Raw genomic sequence first — 1611 nt, 5'->3', positions numbered from 1 at the left:
CTGAAAAAGTAAGAAAACAGCATTTAGAAAGATGAATGAACTCGCAAGTCCCTTGATAATATAAGCTTTGTTGACGATATTTTGTCCAAAGCATAATCTTTATTAATCATCACAGGTGGAAAACAGGAAAAAAAGTGTATATTCTGAAATAGACATAAAAAAAGCCAAAAAGCCTGCCGTAGCAGGGCCGAAAGATTCATCACCAGAAAAGTTATGGCGATGGTGGTTTGAGAAGTATTAGAAAGTTTAGCCATCACTCTACCGAGGCTGAATCTTCTTTTACCTTCTCCAAATTTGCCCTCAATCGAGTTACGAATTCTCTCGTCTTCTAAAGCTTGTTTCTTCGTTGACTTACTAATATTTGTCGCGGGTCTTCCTAAAGGGGTACCACTCATTCTAATTCCTCTTTCTTTGCACCAAGCTCGATTCTCGCGAGTTCGATAAATTCGATCTACATGAATTGATTCGGGATAGAAGCCTGTGAACCATTTAAATTCTTCTACTTGGGTTTTTAAGTCTACAGATTCGTTAAAATTATCCCAACTAATCCGATCTAGAAATACATAGCCGTTACGACAACTCGCTGACAGCTTTGCCCCAAATTCGACGGATTTCCCGGCTTTTCCTCTAACGATCGGGCGGATGTGTGGTTGTGTTAAACTTACCCCAACTGTCCTCAATACTATGTGTTTTATTTTCATACATCCATAACTGTTGACGGTAGACTTCTGTGACTACTAATAGCATTTTATAATAAAATTTACTCAGCCACGTTAGCTCACCCATAGCCGCGATATGAGCTAAATTTCTTTTAATATATTGAAGTTGTTTCTTAATTGCTTTTCTTCGTTTTTTTTGTGATGGTCTTCGTTTCTTTGCTACTGTCAAGTATTCTTTTCTGGCTAGGTTTCGATAAGTTCTTGGTTTTTTTTTAGTGGTGACTGAATTTGAGTGTGCCAAGCATCTATGATTGTTTCGGTTTGTTCCCTGGCGTGATTCAATATTCCTAAGTCGTTAGGATATTTAATGTCGGCTGGCGCACAGGTTGCGTCTAATATTAATTTTCCTTGATTTTTCGGCTCGCTGATGTCCGATGACTTTTTATCGACTACTTTGCCTGGTGCTTCGGTCTGCTCTTTGACCATTTTTTCATTAATTTTATTGACTAGGTTGACACCTATTCTCTGTCTAAAGTGAACCAACATTGATGAGTCGAATGGTGCTTCACTGCTATAGCTGGTCATGCCTATAAAGTATTGTAAGTAGGGGTTTTCTCGGATTTGTTCTATTGTTTCGCGATCGCTGGTTCCTAACCTTTCTTTAATAATTAATGCTCCCAACGCCATCCGAAAAGATTTCGCTGGAGCTCCCATATCTACGGAAAAGTTTTGAGCATATTCTGCTTCAAATGCTGACCACGGAATTAGTTTCGCCATGATTACCCAACGATTATCTTCTAACAATTGCCCCTCAAAAGGCAAGTCAAAGTTGGATGGCGGGTTTGGGCTTGGGTCAACTTTTCGGTACATTACGAAAGTGATGTTGTACTAGGCTTTGGACAGATTTTAGCTCATAAGCTTGCACACGCTCCGCGTTCAAACCAGTCAAAGT

General features: G+C 39.4%; 1 pseudogene. It reads right to left on the bottom strand.

Annotated elements, in window-relative coordinates:
- Positions 1-23 precede the first annotated feature (23 nt).
- Positions 24-1529 (bottom strand): annotated as a pseudogene (locus QUA20_RS31695) (IS5 family transposase).
- Positions 1530-1611: the final 82 nt, after the last annotated feature.

Origin of the sequence: Microcoleus sp. Pol7_A1, assembly GCF_036701085.1 — a bacterium.
GTDB classification, from domain to species: Bacteria; Cyanobacteriota; Cyanobacteriia; order Cyanobacteriales; family Microcoleaceae; genus Microcoleus; species Microcoleus asticus.
Note: the sequence above shows the minus strand (reverse complement) of the source record. Positions and strands in the feature narration are given on the sequence as shown.